Below are 15,586 nucleotides of genomic sequence, written 5' to 3'. Positions count from 1 at the left end.
AGGTGGGCCGCATGGTGGAGCAACCGCAGGTCACATTCATCGGTACCGCGACGACCGTGCTGCGGATCGGCGGTTTCACCCTGCTGACCGACCCGAACTTCCTGCACCGGGGCCAGCGCGCGTACCTCGGCAAGGGTCTGTGGTCGCGCCGGCGCACGGACCCGGCGCTGCGGGTCGCCCAGCTCCCGGAGCTGGATGCGGTGGTCCTCTCCCACCTGCACGGCGACCACTTCGACCGGGTGGCCCGCCGTGAGCTGGACCGCGAGCTGCCGATCGTCACCACTCCCGCGGCCGAACGCAAGCTGCGCCGCTGGGGCTTCCGGGCCGCCGAGGGCCTGCCGACCTGGTCGTCGCGGGAGCTGCACCGCGACGGTACGACCGTGCGGCTGACGTCGATGCCCGGCCAGCACGGCCCGGGTGCGCTGGACGTTCTCATGCCCGACGTGATGGGCACGATGATCGACGTGGAACGGGCCGGGACGCGCGAGTTCCGGCTCTACGTCACCGGCGACACCCTGAACCGGCCGCTGCTCACCGTTGTCCCCGAGCGGTACCCGGACGTCGACGCGATGCTGATCCACCTCGGCGGCACGAAGGTCGCCGGGATTCTCCTCACGATGGACGCCCAGCAGGGCGCCGACCTGGTGGAGCTGATCCGGCCGAAGCTGACCGTGCCGATCCACTACGACGACTATCCGGTGTTCCGCTCCCCGCTGGCACACTTCGTGGAAGAGGCTCGGCGCCGTGGATGGGTGAAGCAGGTACGCACCATCGCCCGCAGTGAGACCGCCCCGCTGACGCCGCCCTCCTGAGCACCCCCGGTCACGCCAGGCGCCGCAAGCGCCGATCGCCGCCACCCGGCGTGGCCGGTGGCGGCGATCGATGAGGGGTGTGACGGTCAGCTGCGCTCGGAGATGGCCTCGATGAGGTCGCCCACCGGGCGCTCCGGAAGGGACCGGGCCACGTCGGCCACCGCCACGATGCCGACGAGTTCGTGCCCGTCGATCACCGGCAGCCGGCGTACCTTGTGCTGACCCATGGTCCGCAGGATCTCGGCCGCGTCGTCGTCGGCGCCGATGGTCACCGCCTCGCCCTGGGCCAGCTCACCGGCGGTCACGTTGGCCGGGTCACGCCCCTCGGCCAGCACCTTCACCACGATGTCGCGGTCGGTCAACATGCCCTTGAGCCGGTTGTCGTCGCCGCAGATCGGCAGCGAGCCGACCCCCAGCTCGGCCATCCGCTTCGCGGCCGACTTCAGGTCGTCCTGCTCGCGGACGCAGCTCACGTCGTTCGTCATGATCTCGCGTGCGGTCGGCATTGGTCTGACACCTCACTTCCTGGGGGTTGTTGCCGTTCCTCCTACCCCGAGGACTCCCGACCATGCGACGCACCTGGTTCAGAACACGTCGCGGCGCGGGCCGGGCTCCGCCCAGCAGCGGCCACCGCGGAACTCGACACCGGGCACACCCTCAACCACCCGACTGATGTCCACCACGCTCGCCAGCGAGGTGGTGAGTTCACCCCGCAGCTCGGCGGCCGCCGAGTCGAGATCGTCGTCCTCTTCGGACCAGTCGATGTCGGCCGCCCGTAGCTCGGCGACCGCGAAGTCGGCTACAGCCGCCGGATCGGTGACCACCACATCGACCCGGCAGTACAGGTGCAGGGTGACGGGCTTTGACTGTTCGTCCATACAAGGATCATGGTCAGCGCGCGCTGCCTGGGGAAGCCGGCACGCCTCAGCGTTACCTGCTCGACCGATCGCTCGCGTCGGCAGCTGCAGGCGCCCGTTAGAAAGGGCGCATGAGCGGGCGGCCAGAAGCACGGTGGTAGTCGCTGCCCGGCACGCGGCCGATCCCGCCCGCTACACCCGGCTAGCCAAGCTGCGCGGAACCAGACCACGGAACCGGCTGCGGTGGTCCGGCGTCACATCCCGGTGCGATCACCCGCCCGGCTGTCCGGCTTCTTCTCCCTCGTCGTGGCGATCATCTCGGCCGGCGTCCTGACTGGCTCGACACCGAGTTTCACCGGGCTGGACGTCCCCGAACCACCGTCCGATCCAGACATGCTGGTACTCCAGCTCCACCTGTGGCGGAGTATGAGTGGGCCGCCAGAGCTGGCGGAGCTGCCGGAGTTCAGCCTCTATGGCGGCGGCCGGGTGATCGTTGGAAACGGCTGGGACGGCTCGCTGCACCAGGCCCGGGAGCTCACCCTCAGCCCGGATCGGTACCGGCAGATCTACCGCCTGGCACACGCCGCCGGGCTCGGCCGCTCCCGACACCTTCCCGATCGGGGAGAGACCACCGACGGGACGCTGCTGGTCGCCGAGCTGCGGTCGGCCGGGCACCTGCACACCACCACCGTGGTCTCCCTCGGGCGAGGGTTCGAGATCGGGGCGCGCCGTCGGATCGCCGAGTTCCGCCGCACCGTACAGCAGCTCGCCGTCCCCGCAGATCCGAGCGCCGGCTACCAACCGGATCGGGTCGCCGTGCTTGCGACCGGAGGCTGGTTCGTCGGGGGCGTCAGCCGGGTGCCCGAGCAGCGGTGGGCGGACGGCGATCTCCGGGCCGGCGTGCGGACCGACCTCGGCGAGTGCACGACGCGCAGCGGCGCAGCGGTGCCGGCCATCGAGGCAATCGGCCGCGGCACCCCCCTGGGCACCCAGTGGCGGAGCGGCGAGAAGCAGTCCGGCAGCGTCGTCGTCCTCATTCGGCCGCTGTTGCCGGACGAGGACGACTGCGCCGACCTGAACCGCCGGCAGCCGGGCTAGCCACCAGGAACGGCTGTTGCGCTCGGCGCCGCCGCCCGTTTGCTAATCCCCGTGGGGTTTGCTGGCCCGGTGAGGGTCCGCGCCGGCTGTGGTGTGACGAGTGTTGCCGTGCCCTCCGTGCCAATCGAGGATCAGTAGGCAGGCGTCGTCGGGTAGGACGGGTCCGGCGACTTCGAGGACGAGGTCGGCGAGGACGCGAACCACCTCTCTGGGGTGCAGTTCGCTCAGGTGTTGCAGTCGTGTGGACAGGTCGAGAGCGGCGGCGCCGCGTTCGAGCATGCCGTCGGTGAGCAGCACCAGACGGTCGCCGGGTCGCAACTCGATCTCGGCAAGTTGATAGGGCTTGTGGCGAAGCACCCCGAAGGGTCGATTGACGGGCAGTGCCACGGCTTGGGTGACCCCGTCGCGGACGAGCAGCGGTGTGGGGTGCCCGGCGTTGACGACGTGGAGGATCCCGGCGGACAGGTCGAGGCGGCCGAGGAGCCCGGTGGCGAAGGGCGACCCGGAGGGAGCATTGGCGATGAGTGCCTGGTCTGCGGCCTGTGCCTGTTGAAGCAGGGTGCCGCCGCGGCGGCGGGCGTTGCGTAGTGCGCTGACGCACAGGGTCGCGGTGAGCGCGCTGTGCACGCCGTGGCCGACCGCGTCGGTGATGCTCAGGTGCAGCAGGTCGCGGGCCAGGCTGTAGTCGAAGGTGTCGCCGCCGATGCTGGCTGCCGGTTCCAGCCATGCGGCCAGGGTGAACGAGTCGGCTTCGCAGGTGAACGACGAGGGTAGGAGCCGCCGTTGGATCTCCGCGGCGAGGGTGAACGGGCTCGTTCGTTGGCCCCATTCGAACAGGTCGGTGTGTCGACGGTTGGCGATCACCACGAACGCCAGCGTGTGTGCGGCCCGCGACACCTGCTGCACGACCGCGGCGGTCGGTGCGGCGGACAGGGCGATCTCCAACAGACCGATGGCCTCGCCACGCTGGGTGACAGGTGCGCGCACCACGTGCTGGTCACCGACGTATTCGACCAGCACGTGCTGTGCGCGTAGTGCCTGCTCCTGCGGGCCGCCGTCGAAGGGCAGCACCATCGCGACGTCCTCGTCCTGCCGTCGGCCGCCGGGCAGGTCGCCGATCGGGACGTGGATCAGGCGTACGAGGGCGCGGCCGCTCATGTCCGCCACGAGGAACGACACCCACGACGCCTCGAGGCTCACCCCGATGCTGCGCGTCACCGCCTGCACGGCGTCGACCGGGGCGGCCTTCTCCACCGCGAGCAGCACATCGTCGAGATCCACGCCGCTCACATCGTTCTCGGTCACGCGGCGGAGCCTAGACCAGATGCTGGCAGGAACCGCATGCCCAGCATCCGACGCTCGCCACCAGACGCTACGCGGTGCCCAGCAGGGCCTGCTTCGCCGCAGAGGTGGCACGTACGCTCGCGGCACGGGCCACGAGATGACATATGGGCACTTGGGGCGCTCGGGTCTCCTGGTCAGCCGGATCGGCCTCGGGACCATGAACGTCGGATACCTCGTGGACGAGGCGAGGAGCTTCGCCGTCATGGACGCCGCGATCGACGCGGGTATCAACTCTTCGACACCGCCGACGTCTACGGCGGGCCGCAGGGTAACCAGCTGTCTGCCTAGTCGGCTTTACCCTCGCACGGGATGGACGCGAAGCCTTCGGTCCAGTGGTCCTGGTCGACGGTGTAGTGGTTGATGTAGAAGCAGTCGGGCTCATCGAGGAAGCCAGGCAGCTCCCTGGCTCGCTGTATCCGTTCCTCCGCTCGTGCCTCTGACGAGTACACCCCCAGAACCTTGAGATCGTCACCATCTTCTTCGGCCCACACCAGCTCGCCGGCTTCGTCTCGGTGCGTTGTTGGTCGCCCGTCGAGCCAACGGGCGTGGCGAACGTGCCAGAGCAGGAAGACCTCCATGCAGCCGGACACTACCCATGGCCCTTCCGCCTACCCGGGCGGCGTGATCGATCCCTGCGACACGGCGGGCCTCAGAGCCATCTCTGCGCACGCCTTCGCCACGTTCCTGCTCGATCAGGGAGAGGAGCTGCACACGGTGATGGAGCTGCTCGGGCACTCCAAGATCCGGATGACGGCCGATACCTACGGCATGTCCTGCCGGCGCGGGCTCATCAGGCTGCCTCAGCCATTGACCGGGCTCTCGGCCGGGAGGAGACGGCGTGACCGCTTCGCTGTACCTGACACCGAGATCATCCAAAGAAAGTGCTGGTGGAGCCCAGGGGACTCGAACCCCTAACCCCTGCCTTGCAAAGGCAGTGCTCTGCCAGTTGAGCTAGGGCCCCGTGGGCGGGCGGCGCCGCCGACCACTCGCCGCCGTGCCGGACCTCAGCGCAGGTCGGGCGCGGTGGTCGCCTCGTGCCACAGGGCACGCTCGTCGTTGGACGCCTTGACCTTGTTGAACACGACGGCGGCCACGCCGACGACGCCGGCAAGAATCAGCAGCTTCTTGAACATGGGGCGACCCCTCGCGCTCGACTACCGTCGGACGACCTGCGGTGGGGCTAGATGGAATCGAACCATCGACCTCAGAGTTATCAGCTCTGCGCTCTAACCGACTGAGCTATAGCCCCGCGTTGCGACGAGCAAGATTAACCCATCCGCGGGGCCGGCCCCAAATCGGGGTCCGGGCCTGCGAGCCGGGCCGTTGACGCCTCCAGAACCTACCCGAGTGCGGAGCGCCGGAGCGACCGCTTTACGCGGCGCTCCGGCGCTCCGATTCGCTCAGTCCCGCTCGGCGAGGGTCAACTCGATCCCGCCGACCAGGTCGGCACAGACGTTGTAGACGAACGCTCCCAGCGTGGCCAGCGCGGTGAACAGCACCACGTTGACCAGGCCGATCAGCGCCGAGCTGAGGATCACGCCCTTGGCGGTGATCTGGAAGCCGTTGGTGCTCTGCCCACCGCCGGCGTTGACCAGGTCACTCAGGCTGTCGTTGACGCTCTGGAACACGCCCATCGCGTCCAACGCCAGGTAGAGCACCGAGGTGGCGACGACCACCACGATGAAGAGCACCACCGAGACGGCGAACGCGAACTTCATCACGGACCAGGGGTCGATCCGCTTCAGGTTGAGCCGGGCCCGGCGCGGTCCGCGGGACGCGGCCGAGCTGACCGAGGTACGCGCGGCGCGTACCGCGTCACCGACCCTGGCCGCCCCGACGGCGGACGCGTTGCCGATGCCCGGGGGCAGGCCACCGCCGCTGGCCGGGCGGCCGGTAGGGGTGGTACGCCCCTGGTCCGGCTGCGGCTGGGTCATGCCGGGGGTGATCCGCGGCTGGGTGCCGGTGGCCCCGGTGGACGCCGCCTGACCGGCCCGGACGTTGATCGGCTGGGTGGTCGACGGGCGAGCCGAGGCCGAGGCCGCCGCCGGGGGTGTGCCGGGGGCGGCCGGAGCCTCGACGGACGTCTCGGTCTTGTCGCCCGACCCGCCGTCCTCGCCGGGCTGGTCCGGCGGTGGTGTCATGCCGGGAGCCCGGGTGAATTTCGGGGCAGGCGCGTCGGCGGGGACCGTCGCCCGGCCCACGGCCGCGCGGCCGGTCGCTGGTGTGCCGCCCTTGGCGGCCTCCTCGTCGACCGGGTTGGCCGAGGTCCCCGTGTTCCCCGACTTCGCCTGTGTCTCCGTCATTCAACTAGTCCTGTTCGTCAGGCTCGTCGGCATTGCGAGCAATCGCCACGATAGTCACGCCGTCCGGGAGGTCCATCAGCTTGACCCCCATTGTGTTCCGGTCACGCGTACGGCGTACAGGCTTCACCGGAGTCCGGATGACACCACCGTTGCTCGTGATCGCGAACAGTTCGTCGTCCGGATCGATCACGACCGCGCCGACGAGACCACCGCGCCGCTCGGTGATCTTGGCAGTCAGCACGCCTTTACCTCCCCGGCCCTGCACCGGGTATTCCTCGATCGGGGTACGTTTCGCGTATCCCCCGTTCGTGGCCACCAGAACGTCCAGACCCTCCCGAACGACCTCCATGGCGAGCAGGACGTCGTCGTCCGTGAAGCGCATGCCGATCACGCCCGAGGTGGCCCGACCCATCGGTCGCAGCGCCTCGTCGGAGGCGTTGAACCGGATGGCCTGCGCCTTCTTGGAGACCAGCAGCAGGTCGTCGTCCGGGGCAGCCAACGCCGCACCGACCAGCTCGTCCTCATCGCGCAGGTTGATCGCGATGATTCCGCCGGAACGGTTGGAGTCGAACTCCTCGAGACGCGTCTTCTTCACCAGGCCGTTCTTCGTGGCCAGTACCAGATAGGGGGCCACCTGGTAGTTCGGGATTTCGATGATCTGCGCGATCTGCTCGTCGGGTAGGAAGGCGAGCAGGTTTGCCACGTGCTGGCCCTTGGCTACCCTACTGGCCTCCGGCAGCTCGTACGCCTTGGCCCGGTAGACCCGGCCCTTGTTCGTGAAGAACAGGATCCAGTCGTGCGTTGAGCATACGAAGAAGTGGCTGACAATGTCGTCCTGCCGGAGCGTGGCGCCGCTGACGCCCTTGCCGCCGCGCCGCTGCGAGCGGTAGAGGTCGACCTTGGTCCGCTTGGCGTACCCGGTCCGGGTGATCGTGACGACCACGTCCTCCCGCGCGATGAGGTCCTCCATCGAGACCTCGCCGTCGAACGGGATGATCTGCGTGCGGCGGTCGTCGCCCCACTTGGCGACGATCTCGCCCAGCTCCTCGGAGACGATCCGCCGCTGCCGCTCCGGCTTGGCGAGGATGTCCTTGAGGTCGGCGATCTCGATTTCCAGCTTGGCCAGGTCGTCCACGATCCGCTGCCGCTCCAGGGCGGCGAGGCGACGCAGCTGCATGTCCAGGATCGCGGTCGCCTGGATCTCGTCGATCTCCAGCAGCCGGATCAGGCCCTGCCGGGCGTCGTCCACGGTCGGCGAGCGCCGGATCAGGGCGATCACCTCGTCCAGTGCGTCCAGCGCCTTGCCCAGACCGCGCAGGATGTGCGCCCGCTCCTCGGCCTTGCGCAGCCGGAACGCCGTCCGCCGGCGGATCACGTCGATCTGGTGCTCGACGTAGTAGCGGATGAACTGGGCCAGGTTGAGCGTGCGCGGCACCCCGTCGACCAGGGCCAGCATGTTGGCGCCGAACGTCTCCTGGAGCTGGGTGTGCTTGTAGAGGTTGTTCAGCACGACCTTGGCGACCGCGTCGCGCTTGAGCACCAGCACGATCCGCATGCCGGTACGCCCGGAGGACTCGTCGCGGATGTCGGCGATCCCGGCGAGCTTGCCCTCCTTGATCAGCTCGGCGATCCGCTCGGCCAGGTTGTCGGGGTTGACCTGGTAGGGAAGCTCGCTCACCACCAGGCAGGGCCGGCCGCGCTTGTCCTCCTCGACCTCCACGACGGCGCGCATCCGGATCGAGCCGCGCCCGGTGCGGTAGGCGTCCTGGATGGCGGTGGTGCCGACGATCAGGCCGTGGGTCGGGAAGTCCGGACCCTTGACGATGCCGAGCAGGGCTTCGAGGGTGGTCTCCTCGTCCTCCTCCGGGTGCTCCAGGCACCACTGCACCGCCGCGCCGATCTCGCGCAGGTTGTGCGGCGGGATCTTGGTGGCCATGCCGACCGCGATGCCCTCGGAGCCGTTCACCAGCAGGTTCGGGATCCGCGACGGCAGGATGGTGGGCTCCTTGGCCCGGCCGTCGTAGTTGTCCTGCAGGTCGACGGTGTCCTCGTCGATGTCCCGCAGCATCTCCATGGCCAGCGGGTCGAGCTTGCACTCGGTGTACCGCATGGCGGCGGCCGGGTCGTTACCCGGCGAGCCGAAGTTGCCGTTGCCGTCCACCAGCGGGTAGCGCAGCGACCAGGGCTGCGCCATGCGGACCAACGCGTCGTAGATCGCCGAGTCGCCGTGCGGGTGGAACTGGCCCATCACGTCGCCGACCACCCGGGAACACTTCACGTAGCCCCGGTCCGGCCGGTAGCCGGAGTCGAACATCGCGTAGAGGATCTTGCGGTGGACCGGCTTGAGCCCGTCCCGGACGTCCGGCAGCGCTCGACCGACGATGACGCTCATCGCGTAGTCGAGGTAGGAGCGCTGCATCTCCACCTCAAGCCCGACCGGTTCGATCCGGTCGTGCGCGACCACGGCGGCGATGGCGTCGGCGGGGACCTCGGGCTCGTTCGGTGTGGACTCGGGAGAATCGGTCACTGTATACCCTTATCAGACTCAGAGTCGTTTTCGTGCTGTGGATAACGGCTGTGGATACCGGCCAAGCTGTGGATAACTCTGTGGATCGGTGGGCCGGTCGGGCACGAGCCCACCGACCCACCGCGGTCCATCAGATGTCCAGGAACCGGACGTCCTTGGCGTTGCGCTGGATGAACGACCGGCGCGCCTCGACGTCCTCACCCATCAGCACGCTGAACAACTCGTCGGCGGTCGCCGCGTCGTCGAGCGTGACCTGACGCAGGGTACGCGTTGCCGGGTTCATCGTGGTTTCCCACAGCTCGGGATAGTTCATCTCGCCGAGGCCCTTGAAGCGCTGGATGTCGTCCGGCTTCGCGTTCGGCTTCTTCTGCTGGCGCAGCGCGATCAGACCGTCCCGCTCACGGTCGGAGTACGCGTACTGCGCGTCGTCGCCCTTCTTGTTCCATTTGATCTTGTAGAGCGGCGGAGCGGCCAGGTAGACGTGGCCCAGCTCGACCAGCGGACGCATGAAGCGGAACAGCAGGGTGAGCAGCAGCGTCTGGATGTGCTGGCCGTCGACGTCGGCGTCGGCCATCAGCACCACCTTGTGGTACCGCAGCTTCTCCATGTCGAAGTCGTCGTGGATGCCGGTGCCCAGCGCGGTGATCAGCGCCTGGACCTCGTTGTTCTTCAGCACCCGGTCGATCCGGGCCTTCTCCACGTTGAGGATCTTGCCGCGGATCGGCAGGATCGCCTGGGTCCGCGGGTCGCGCCCCTGCTTGGCCGAGCCGCCGGCCGAGTCGCCCTCGACGATGAAGACCTCGGACTCACGCGGGTCGGTGGACTGGCAGTCGGCCAGCTTGCCGGGCATCGAGCCGGACTCCAGCAGCGACTTGCGCCGGGCCAGCTTGCGCGCCTGCTGCGCGGCGATCCGGGCGCGAGCCGCCTGCGACGCCTTCGTGATGATCATCTTGGCTTCGGCCGGGTTGCGGTCGAACCAGTCGACCAGCCGATCGTTGCAGATCCGCTGGACGAAGCTCTTGACCGGGGTGTTGCCCAGCTTGGTCTTGGTCTGGCCCTCGAACTGCGGGTTGGCCAGCTTGACCGAGATGATCGCCGCGAGCCCTTCCCGGATGTCCTCGCCGGAGAGCTTCTCGTCGCCCTTGAGCAGCTTCTTGTCGGTGCCGTACCGGTTGACCACGCTGGTCAGCGCGGACCGGAAGCCCTCCTCGTGGGTGCCGCCCTCGTGCGTGTTGATCGTGTTGGCGAAGGTGTAGACCGACTCGCCGTACGACTCGTTCCACTGCATGGCGATCTCGACCGACATGCCCTCTTCCTCGGCGTCGAACTCGACCACGGTCTTGTGGATCGGGCTCTTCGAGGCGTTGAGGTGCCGGACGAAGTCGGCGATGCCACCCTCGTAGTAGAAGGTGACCTCGCGCTGCCGGCCGTCCTCCTCCTCGGCCACCCGCTCGTCGAGCAGGTGGATGCGCAGCGCCCGGTTGAGGAAGGCCATCTCCTGCAGGCGCCGGTAGATCGTCTGGAAGTCGAAGTCGACGGTCTCGAACACGTCGGGGTCGGGCCAGAAGGAGACCGCCGAACCGGTGCGGTCGGTGGTCTCGCCCTTGTCCAGCGGACCGGGCTTGGAGTTGTTGTACTGCTGCCGCCACACGAAGCCGGACTTGTGGATCTCGACGGCCATCCTGGTGGAGAGCGCGTTCACCACGGAGACGCCGACACCGTGCAGACCGCCGGAGACCGCGTACGCCTTGCCGTCGAACTTGCCGCCGGCGTGCAGCACGGTCAGCGCGACCTCGACGCCCGGCTTCTTGAGCTTCGGGTGCAGGTCGACCGGGAAGCCACGGCCGTTGTCGGTGACCCGGACCCCGCCATCGGCCAGCAGCACCACGTCGATGGTGTCGCAGTATCCGGCCAGCGCCTCGTCGACAGCGTTGTCGACGACCTCCCAGACGAGGTGGTGCAGGCCGCGTTCGCCGGTGGACCCGATGTACATACCGGGCCGCTTGCGGACCGCCTCCAGCCCCTCAAGAACGGTGATCGACTCTGCGCCGTACTCCTGCTTGTCCTGCGCTGCCACCCTCGGCCACTTTCTCGCGTCGTCCGCGCCAGGAGGGCGCGTCGGGCGCGGGTTCGGCGGACAGGACGCGACGTCGGCGCGCGGACCGGTGCCGGAGACCTCCGGACAGCGGGTCGAACGCGCCGGTCGCCGCGGTTGCCCGCGGATCGCGATCGGCTCGACCCGACGTGGAGAATGATGCTGGGGCCACCGGCCCCGTCCCTCGCTCCGCACCGGGTCTTCGTCTCACTGTCAATCCTACTGTGCGCGGAGGACAGAACCACCACTCGGCACCCTCAACGAGGCGGCTGAGAAAGCCGTAGCCGGCAGAACCCCATTGCCCACGACTCCCCCCACACGCCACGCTCCGATCGGACGCGCCGCCGCCGGACGGGTTGACCCGCGGTCGGGCGGGTCGGGGGTCGCGGTCGGATCGCCGGTGCCGTACGTTTGCGGCGCCCCGGAAGCGGCCTTGATCTTTACGGGCCGGAACCGGGACTATCGACCCGATCGACCCGACACGTGCTCTTTAAGAGGTGACAGATGGGGCTGGACAACGTCGCGGTGCACTGGCCGCGGACCGGCCGCTTCTACGATCCGGTCGCGCCGGCCGAGTTCGTCGACTTCGGCGAGATCGTCGACCTGCCGCGAATCTCCGCGCCGACAGCCGCCCTGGCCGAGTTGATCGCGAAGACCGGCACCGTCCGGGCGACCGCCTACACCGAGCTGGTGGATCTCCTGCTCGGCCTCGAAGGTGTGTTGTATGCCACAGACGCCGCGGCCGAGGACGAGGATCCGGTGATCGATCCGGACGGCTGCGCCTGGATCGCCGGCGGCATAGAGCGGTTCGTGGCCGGCCACCGCCCGCACGGCGAGGCGGTCACCTTCGAATCGGTCAGCACGGTGCTGCGCTCGCTGCTCGGCGACGGGCGGCTGGCCGAGCAGCAGCTGCGGTGGCTGGAGAACCGACTCGACGCCCTGCGCGACGAGAGCGGCAACCCGCCGCAGTGGAACTTCACCTGCGCGGAGCTGGGCGTGCTCGCCGCGTTCTACCGGCGCTGCGCCGAGCGCGGCTTCGCCGTCTACGCCGACGCCTGACCGCCCGGGTCCGGGGCGGACTGCTCGGCGCCGGGCCGGTTCGCCGCGGCGATCACCTGGGTGAGCACCGCGTGCAGGTGTTGCAGGTCCTCCACGGGCAGCCCGAGCCGCTGCACGATCGCGGCCGGGATCAGCTCCGCCCGGCTGCGCAGCGCAGCCCCGCTCGCCGTGAGGGTGACCGCGAGGCTGCGCTCGTCGGCGGCGTCACGCTCACGGCGCACGTAGCCGGCGGCTTCGAGCCGCTTGAGCAGGGGTGACAGGGTGCCCGGGTCGAGCTGCAGGAGACGGCTGAGGTCGCGGCCGGACAGCGGCGCGTGCTGCCAGAGCGCCAGCATGACCAGGTACTGCGGATGGGTCAGGCCCATCGGCTCCAGCAGCGGCCGGTAGACGGCCACGACGCTCCGTGCGGCCACCGAGAGCGCGAAGCAGACCTGCTGTTCCAGGGCCAGCGGGTCGACGCCGTCCGGTCGTTCGCTCATCGGTTGCCCTCCCCAAGCACGATGGCTATGGTACCGATGATTGGTGTACCAAGCATTGGTGCCCCAAGCATCTGTCCGGGCGACGGGCGGAGTGGCGACGCAGGAGAGGGCGGCAGATGAGCGAGGACGGCGCGGCCACCAGGTCACCGGGCGAGGGGGGCCGTTTCATGCGCTGGGCCTACCGGCACCTCGCCGGCCCGGCCGAGGTCCAGGGAGCGGTGCAGGGCGGCTCGGCGCAGGCCCGCGAGCTGTGGAAACGCGACCTCGAAGAGCGCAAGCGCTACACCCGGGAACAGCGCGCACGCAAGCGCGCCGCCCGCGAGGCCGACCGGCGGAGCTGACGCCGGCTCAGCCGTAGGTGTCCCGCGGCCCCCGGCCGCGCACCCGACGCGGCCCCTTCTGCCAGGAGGGCGCGGCCGGGCCGTGGATGTGCAGCTTGCGCACCACGTTGTGGCCGACCTCCTGGGCGATCTGCCTGAGCAGCGAGCCGGCCAGCAGCCGCAACTGGGTCGCCCACGCGGTCGAACGGGCCTCCACGGTCAGCTCGCCGTTCTCCAGCTTGACCGGCCGGCTGTGCTGGGCGACCTCCGCGCCGACCACCCGCTCCCAGGCGCCGAACACGGTGGCCTCGGCCGCCGGTTGCTGCCAGCCCCGCGCCTTCACGAGCCGGTTCAGCACCGCGCTGAGCGGCTGCGGGTCACGTGGGTCGGGGCCCGGGCCGGAGTAGCCGCGCAGCCGCCGTCCCGAGCCGCCGGCACCGTCGCCGCTCCCGCCCCCAGGGGTACGCCGGGCGCGGGCCGCCGCCTGCCGCCGGGACAGCGCCGCGTCGAGCACCGCCCGGGCCAGCTCCGGCCCGCTGGCGGCCGCCGCCTGCCCACCGCCGTCGGCGCCGCCGGTCGCCTCCGATCCGGCGGTACGCGCGGGCGCCCCGTCGCCCGGACCGGCCCGCCGGCCGGCGTCACCCCTGCTGGTGCCCGACTCATCCGACACGGCGTACCGTCCCCTCGCCGACCTGGTAGCGGGTGCCGCGCAGGGCAGCCGGCACATCGTCGTCCACCGCACAGGTGACCAGCAGCTGGCTCGCCCCGCCGACCAGCTCCGCCAGCCGTTCCCGGCGCCCGGTGTCCAGCTCGGCGAAGACGTCGTCGAGCACCAGCACCGGCTCGATACCGTCGGCACGCAGCAGGTCGTACCCGGCCAGCCGCAGCGCCAGCGCGAACGACCAGGACTCGCCGTGGCTGGCGTACCCCTTGGCGGGCAGCGGGCCCAGGGTCAGCGCCAACTCGTCGCGGTGCGGGCCCACCAGGGTGGTGCCCCGTTCGATCTCGGCGGAGCGGGACGCGGCGAGGGCCGCGGTCAACGCCTCCGCCAGCGCGGCCCGGTCGGTGGTCAGCTCGGCCAGCTCGATCGACGGCCGGTAGGCGATGCCCGCCGCCCCCCGACCGGCGGCCACCGCGTCGTACGCCTTGGCGACGTGCGGCGTCAGCGCGGCCACCAGCTCCAGCCGGCCGGCGAGCAGCTCCGCGCCGTGCTGGGCCAGGTGGGTGTCCCAGACGGCGAGGGTGCCGAGGTCACCGCCCCGGGACCCGCCGGTCTTGCGGGCCAGGTACGCGGTACGCAGCAGGGCGTTGCGCTGCTTGACGACCCGCTCGTAGTCGGCCCGCACACCGGCGTACCGGGGCTGCCGATTGACCAGCAGGTCGTCCAGGTAGCGGCGACGCTCGGCCGGGTCGCCCCGGACCAGCTCCAGATCCTCGGGAGCGAAGAGCACCAGACGCAGGGCGCCGAGCACGTCACGTGCCCGCCGCGCGGGCGAACGGCCCAGCCGGGCGCGGTTGGCCTTGCCGGGCACGATCTCCAGCTCCACCAGGAGCTCCCGCCCGTCGTGCACCACCGCGCAACGGATCACCGCCGAGGTGGCGCCCATCCGGACCAGTGGCGCGTCCGTGGCGACCCGGTGCGAGTCCAGGGTCGCCACGTAGCCCAACGCCTCGACGAGGTTGGTCTTGCCGACGCCGTTGGCGCCGATCAGGACGTTCGCCCCCGGCTGGAGGTCGACGCCCACCCGCTCGTACGAGCGGAAGTCGACCAGTTCCAGCCGGTGGACGTACACAGGTTGTGGATACCGCTCAGCGCTTGTGGACGGCGTGGCCGCCGAACTGCTGGCGCAGCGCGGCGACGGCCTTCATGGCCGGCGAGTCGTCCTGCCGGGAGGCGAAGCGGGCGAACAGCGAGGCGGTGATGACGTTCAGCGGCACAGCCAGCCGGACCGCCTCGTCGACCGTCCACCGGCCCTCGCCGGTGTCCTCGGTGTAGCCGCTCAGCTCGGTCAGCTCCGGGTCCTCATCGAGCGCCCGGTCCAGCAGGTCCAGCAGCCAGGAGCGCACCACGGTGCCCTCGCGCCAGGACTTGAAGACCCCGGGCACGTTGGTGACCAGCTCGGAGGCCGCCATCAGCTCGTAACCCTCGGCGTAGGCGTGCATCAGGCCGTACTCGATGCCGTTGTGCACCATCTTGGAGTAGTGCCCGGCGCCGACCGGCCCGGCGTGCACGAAGCCGAACTCGCCCTCCGGCTTGAGAGCGTTGAAGATCGGCATCAGCCGCTCGACGTGCTCGTCGGCCCCGCCGACCATCAGCGCGTAGCCGTTCTGCCGGCCCCAGACGCCGCCGGAGACACCGACGTCCAGGTAACCGATGCCGCGCTCGTTGAGCCGCTCGGCCCGCGGGGCGTCGTCGCTGAACCGGGAGTTGCCGCCGTCGATGATGATGTCGCCCTCACCGAGCACCCCGGCGAGTTCGTCGATGGTGGCGTCGGTGACACCGGCGGGAACCATGACCCAGACCGCGCGCGGCGACTCGAGCTTCTCCGCGAGCTCGGCGAGGCTCGCCGCGTCGCTCAGCTGCGCGTTGTGGTCGAAGCCGACCACCTCGTGGCCGGCCGCCCGCAACCGCTCGCGCATGTTGCCGCCCATCCGGCCGAGTCCTACCAGGCCGAGCTGCATGTGTTCCTAC

17 protein-coding genes and 2 tRNA genes are annotated in these 15,586 nt (G+C 70.0%); 5 read left to right on the top strand and 14 right to left on the bottom strand.

Features of this window, described 5'->3' with window-relative positions; all coding sequences use genetic code 11:
* The first annotated feature begins 11 nt into the window (after nucleotides 1-11).
* Nucleotides 12-812 carry an MBL fold metallo-hydrolase gene (locus M8C17_RS14495; protein WP_252416966.1) on the top strand — a complete coding sequence of 267 codons (801 nt, stop codon included), beginning with the start codon at nucleotides 12-14 and terminating at the stop codon, nucleotides 810-812.
* 86 nt (nucleotides 813-898) lie between these two features.
* On the opposite strand, the gene M8C17_RS14490 is transcribed toward M8C17_RS14495, so the two are convergent.
* Both M8C17_RS14490 and M8C17_RS14485 read right to left on the bottom strand, forming a co-directional pair.
* Nucleotides 899-1,318, bottom strand: coding sequence for a CBS domain-containing protein (locus tag M8C17_RS14490; protein ID WP_252416965.1), 420 nt, complete (start codon nucleotides 1,316-1,318; stop codon nucleotides 899-901).
* A gap of 78 nt (nucleotides 1,319-1,396) precedes the next feature.
* A complete protein-coding gene (locus M8C17_RS14485) occupies nucleotides 1,397-1,690 on the bottom strand; it encodes a hypothetical protein (RefSeq protein ID WP_252416964.1) in 294 nt (97 codons plus the stop codon).
* 372 nt (nucleotides 1,691-2,062) lie between these two features.
* Here M8C17_RS14485 and M8C17_RS14480 point away from each other — a divergent pair, with 372 nt between their 5' ends.
* Entirely contained in the window at nucleotides 2,063-2,767 is a 705-nt protein-coding gene (locus M8C17_RS14480; protein ID WP_252416963.1) for a hypothetical protein, read from the top strand.
* Between the two features lie 42 nt (nucleotides 2,768-2,809).
* Here M8C17_RS14480 and M8C17_RS14475 read toward each other — a convergent pair whose 3' ends face one another.
* On the bottom strand, nucleotides 2,810-4,072 hold the full coding sequence (locus M8C17_RS14475; protein WP_252416962.1) for a PP2C family protein-serine/threonine phosphatase: 1,263 nt from the start codon (nucleotides 4,070-4,072) through the stop codon (nucleotides 2,810-2,812).
* A gap of 323 nt (nucleotides 4,073-4,395) precedes the next feature.
* Entirely contained in the window at nucleotides 4,396-4,689 is a 294-nt protein-coding gene (locus tag M8C17_RS14470; RefSeq protein WP_252416961.1) for a hypothetical protein, read from the bottom strand.
* Between M8C17_RS14470 and M8C17_RS14465 the strand changes: the two genes are divergently transcribed.
* Complete coding sequence (locus M8C17_RS14465) at nucleotides 4,688-5,026, top strand: hypothetical protein (protein WP_252416960.1); 339 nt, start codon at nucleotides 4,688-4,690, stop codon at nucleotides 5,024-5,026. The two genes, M8C17_RS14470 and M8C17_RS14465, sit on opposite strands and share 2 nt — an antisense overlap.
* Here the strand turns inward: M8C17_RS14465 and M8C17_RS14460 are convergent.
* From M8C17_RS14460 to gyrB, 6 genes are all read right to left on the bottom strand, one after another.
* Nucleotides 4,997-5,072, bottom strand: a tRNA-Ala gene (locus M8C17_RS14460). The genes M8C17_RS14465 and M8C17_RS14460 overlap by 30 nt on opposite strands.
* A gap of 43 nt (nucleotides 5,073-5,115) precedes the next feature.
* Entirely contained in the window at nucleotides 5,116-5,244 is a 129-nt protein-coding gene (locus tag M8C17_RS14455; RefSeq protein ID WP_208869723.1) for a DLW-39 family protein, read from the bottom strand.
* Between the two features lie 42 nt (nucleotides 5,245-5,286).
* Nucleotides 5,287-5,360: transfer RNA gene (locus tag M8C17_RS14450), tRNA-Ile, on the bottom strand.
* 151 nt (nucleotides 5,361-5,511) lie between these two features.
* Entirely contained in the window at nucleotides 5,512-6,414 is a 903-nt protein-coding gene (locus M8C17_RS14445) for a DUF3566 domain-containing protein (protein ID WP_252416959.1), read from the bottom strand.
* A 4-nt stretch (nucleotides 6,415-6,418) separates the two neighbouring features.
* Nucleotides 6,419-8,941: a DNA gyrase subunit A gene (gene gyrA, locus M8C17_RS14440; RefSeq protein ID WP_252416958.1), complete on the bottom strand. Its 2,523-nt coding sequence runs from the start codon at nucleotides 8,939-8,941 to the stop codon at nucleotides 6,419-6,421.
* Nucleotides 8,942-9,071: 130 nt separating this feature from the next.
* Nucleotides 9,072-11,018 (bottom strand): DNA topoisomerase (ATP-hydrolyzing) subunit B, encoded by a 1,947-nt coding sequence (gene gyrB, locus M8C17_RS14435; protein ID WP_252416957.1) that lies wholly within the window; start codon nucleotides 11,016-11,018, stop codon nucleotides 9,072-9,074.
* A gap of 522 nt (nucleotides 11,019-11,540) precedes the next feature.
* Here gyrB and M8C17_RS14430 point away from each other — a divergent pair.
* Entirely contained in the window at nucleotides 11,541-12,095 is a 555-nt protein-coding gene (locus M8C17_RS14430; RefSeq protein WP_252416956.1) for a hypothetical protein, read from the top strand.
* On the opposite strand, the gene M8C17_RS14425 is transcribed toward M8C17_RS14430, so the two are convergent.
* On the bottom strand, nucleotides 12,080-12,574 hold the full coding sequence (locus M8C17_RS14425; RefSeq protein ID WP_252416955.1) for a MarR family winged helix-turn-helix transcriptional regulator: 495 nt from the start codon (nucleotides 12,572-12,574) through the stop codon (nucleotides 12,080-12,082). The genes M8C17_RS14430 and M8C17_RS14425 overlap by 16 nt on opposite strands.
* A 116-nt stretch (nucleotides 12,575-12,690) precedes the next feature.
* On the opposite strand from M8C17_RS14425, the gene M8C17_RS14420 reads away from it, so the two are divergent.
* Complete coding sequence (locus M8C17_RS14420) at nucleotides 12,691-12,915, top strand: hypothetical protein (protein WP_252416954.1); 225 nt, start codon at nucleotides 12,691-12,693, stop codon at nucleotides 12,913-12,915.
* Nucleotides 12,916-12,922: 7 nt separating this feature from the next.
* Here the strand turns inward: M8C17_RS14420 and M8C17_RS14415 are convergent, their stop codons facing one another.
* From M8C17_RS14415 to gnd, 3 genes are read right to left on the bottom strand one after another with little or no spacing between them, the layout of a single operon-like run.
* A complete protein-coding gene (locus tag M8C17_RS14415; RefSeq protein WP_252416953.1) occupies nucleotides 12,923-13,564 on the bottom strand; it encodes a DUF721 domain-containing protein in 642 nt (213 codons plus the stop codon).
* Nucleotides 13,554-14,687 (bottom strand): DNA replication/repair protein RecF, encoded by a 1,134-nt coding sequence (gene recF, locus M8C17_RS14410; protein ID WP_252416952.1) that lies wholly within the window; start codon nucleotides 14,685-14,687, stop codon nucleotides 13,554-13,556. Before recF ends, M8C17_RS14415 begins: the two co-directional genes overlap by 11 nt.
* Before the next feature lie 16 nt (nucleotides 14,688-14,703).
* Nucleotides 14,704-15,576, bottom strand: a complete 873-nt coding sequence (gene gnd / locus M8C17_RS14405; protein ID WP_252416951.1) for a phosphogluconate dehydrogenase (NAD(+)-dependent, decarboxylating) — start codon at nucleotides 15,574-15,576, stop codon at nucleotides 14,704-14,706.
* Nucleotides 15,577-15,586 lie beyond the last annotated feature (10 nt).

The organism is Micromonospora sp. RHAY321, from assembly GCF_023896955.1.
Taxonomy (GTDB): domain Bacteria; phylum Actinomycetota; class Actinomycetes; order Mycobacteriales; family Micromonosporaceae; genus Micromonospora.
The sequence above is the reverse complement of the archived record's forward strand: the minus strand, read 5'-3'. Positions and strand labels throughout refer to the sequence as shown.

Bases quoted from the DNA above. Each gene is read 5' to 3' on its own strand.
- M8C17_RS14495 (WP_252416966.1), top strand. From the start codon at position 12: ATGGTGGAGCAACCGCAGGTCACATTCATCGGTACCGCGACGACCGTG.
- M8C17_RS14490 (WP_252416965.1), bottom strand. From the start codon at position 1,318: ATGCCGACCGCACGCGAGATCATGACGAACGACGTGAGCTGCGTCCGC.
- M8C17_RS14485 (WP_252416964.1), bottom strand. From the start codon at position 1,690: ATGGACGAACAGTCAAAGCCCGTCACCCTGCACCTGTACTGCCGGGTC.
- M8C17_RS14480 (WP_252416963.1), top strand. From the start codon at position 2,063: ATGCTGGTACTCCAGCTCCACCTGTGGCGGAGTATGAGTGGGCCGCCA.
- M8C17_RS14465 (WP_252416960.1), top strand. From the start codon at position 4,688: ATGCAGCCGGACACTACCCATGGCCCTTCCGCCTACCCGGGCGGCGTG.
- M8C17_RS14470 (WP_252416961.1), bottom strand. From the start codon at position 4,689: ATGGAGGTCTTCCTGCTCTGGCACGTTCGCCACGCCCGTTGGCTCGAC.
- M8C17_RS14455 (WP_208869723.1), bottom strand. From the start codon at position 5,244: ATGTTCAAGAAGCTGCTGATTCTTGCCGGCGTCGTCGGCGTGGCCGCC.
- M8C17_RS14445 (WP_252416959.1), bottom strand. From the start codon at position 6,414: ATGACGGAGACACAGGCGAAGTCGGGGAACACGGGGACCTCGGCCAAC.
- M8C17_RS14430 (WP_252416956.1), top strand. From the start codon at position 11,541: ATGGGGCTGGACAACGTCGCGGTGCACTGGCCGCGGACCGGCCGCTTC.
- M8C17_RS14425 (WP_252416955.1), bottom strand. From the start codon at position 12,574: ATGAGCGAACGACCGGACGGCGTCGACCCGCTGGCCCTGGAACAGCAG.
- M8C17_RS14420 (WP_252416954.1), top strand. From the start codon at position 12,691: ATGAGCGAGGACGGCGCGGCCACCAGGTCACCGGGCGAGGGGGGCCGT.
- gnd (WP_252416951.1), bottom strand. From the start codon at position 15,576: ATGCAGCTCGGCCTGGTAGGACTCGGCCGGATGGGCGGCAACATGCGC.